The organism is Desulfobacterales bacterium (assembly GCA_029211065.1).
GTDB lineage: Bacteria > Desulfobacterota > Desulfobacteria > Desulfobacterales > JARGFK01 > JARGFK01.
In genome coordinates, this window is the sequence record JARGFK010000238.1 from 1 (window position 1) to 2,209 (window position 2,209).

The following is a 2,209-nucleotide window of genomic DNA, read 5'->3' on the forward strand; positions in this document are numbered from 1 at the left end:
ATTGACCTTTTGTTAACAAATGAAAAGCAGCTTGGAGGTATGACGAAAGGTCATAAATATGATATCCGCAAAGCTCGTAAACTTGGAATTTCTATTGTGGAAGACAAATCCTTCCGTCAAATCGACGAATTTATGCAGATATACAATGAAACCATGGAGAGAAATGCTGCAAGTGCAAATTATTTTTTCCCAAAGGAATATTACATTGAGTTAAAAAAAAGTTTTGGTGAGTCAATTAAACTTTTTTTTGCTATGCTTGAGGACCAGGCGGTCAGCGCTTCGATGTTTTTCATGACTGGGCGCATTATTCAGTATCATTTGTCCGGAACCCGTACAGAGCATTTATATCTAAATGGGGCTAAGCTTATTATAGACGAGATACGCCTATGGGGGGTGCAAAACGGTTTTTCATGGCTACATCTCGGTGGCGGTGTTGGTTCTTCTGAAGATAGCCTTTTTCGGTTTAAAGCCGGTTTTTCAAAATTGCGACAGCCATTTCAAGTAGTTCGAAAAATCGCGAACCAGGAAATATACACTGAGTTATGCAGTCAGCGAAAAAAATGGGCAAAGGTTAACGGCTATACCTTATCTGAAAGTAATTTTTTCCCTGAGTATAGAAGGCTGATGCAACCCAGATCTCACAGTTAAAACTTCAAAATAGTTACACACTTTTGCTCAAAGCAGAAGTGTGTAAGTTTTGCATCCCACGAACTCAGCTCACACAGTTTACACACTCGCCCCTTGATCTGAAGTGTGTAAAAAATTATTTTCGGATTTATTTGAGAAGGAGTTTGCCGAAAAGGTTGGGATTTCCCATGCGGTTGCGGTATCCAGCGGAACGGCTGCCATGCGGTCGAAGACGTTTAGGGGTGCCAGTGGCAGGGAAAAGGACGGCGCCTGCTCCAGCGGATGAAAATAACAGATGAACATAGCTGAAAAACTATCGCTTTCAAGCTGGTGGACAAATCGGCTGAAAACCGAACTGACGCGGAAAGAGCTTCTTTCGCGGATTGCGGTGGACCTCTTCCTGAGCAATCTGGGTTTTTTTCTGGGCATGCTCTTCACCGTTGGGGTCGGAATTTTAAGCTGGAATGTAACGCCCCGGGATTTCTTCCTTGATATGTTTTTTAAAGTATGGCTGGCCAACGCCCCCATGCTCACGTTCTGTTGCGTTTTTGCCTTTGCCGTAAACGGGCTCTACCGTGGAATCCGGGATACCCCTTACCTGAGCAGATTTCTGGTGGTGGGCAAAGCCGTGGGCACGGCATTTGCCATTTTCCTTTTGTGGATTTACTTCACCAGACCCTTGATGCCCCGCAGTACCATGATCGTCGGGTGGTTTTTTATTTTTATCATGATCCTGTCCGCTCGCTTGTTCTGGACCGCTTTTTCCCGGCAGTATCGACTGGTGCCCGTTCGGTCCAATGGCGTCCTGGTTGAGAAGCTCGTACGGGAACTTGCGCTGATGTCTCAGCAGGACGGCTGGCTACCCCCGGAAGGCCTCCCCCCCCACGCCGCCTGGCCGTATTTTGAAGATGACGAGGTGATTGCCGCCGCCGCCGTCTTGCGATCCGGAAAGATCAACCAGTGGACGGGCAGGGAGATAGAAAAATTTCAGCAGGAATTTGCCGCCTACTGCGGCGTGCGACATGCCATCGCCCTGGCCAACGGTTCGGTGGCCCTGGAACTGGCTCTCTATGCCCTGGACATCGGGCCGGGTGATGAGGTGATCGTTACCCCCCGGACGTTTATCGCCTCGGCCGGATGTGTGGCGCTCCGGGGCGCGAGGCCGGTTTTTGTGGATGTAGATCCGGACAGCCAGAACATGACCGCGGAAACGATTCAGAAGGCGATCACCCCCCGGACGCGGGGGATCATTGCTGTCCATCTGGCGGGATGGCCGTGCGACATGGACCCGATTCTTGATCTTGCCGGGGAATATGACCTAAAGGTAATCGAAGACTGCGCTCAGTCTCATGGCGCGGTTTATTACAGCCGGCGGCAGGGGCAGGTGGCGGCCACGGGGAGCGACACACCTATCGAAGAGAACGGTGTCCGCATGTATGCGCGCGCGGCCGGCAGCCTCGGTCATGCGGCGGCCTTCTCCTTCTGCCAGGACAAGATCATGACCACCGGCTCCCCCTCGCTGAGCACGTTGGTGGTGACCATCGCCCACGAGCTCGGGCACTCCTTCGGCCATGATCCCGCT

At 51.2% G+C, this 2,209-nt stretch carries 2 protein-coding genes; both read left to right on the forward strand.

Annotation, left to right across the window (positions count from 1 at the left end; genetic code table 11):
* Positions 1-648, forward strand: a 648-nt coding sequence (locus P1P89_23190) for a peptidoglycan bridge formation glycyltransferase FemA/FemB family protein (GenBank protein MDF1594430.1), incomplete at its 5' end; no start/stop codon positions are given.
* Between the two features lie 274 nt (positions 649-922).
* Positions 923-2,209: aminotransferase class I/II-fold pyridoxal phosphate-dependent enzyme (locus tag P1P89_23195; protein MDF1594431.1), on the forward strand; the 1,287-nt coding region annotated here is incomplete at its 3' end.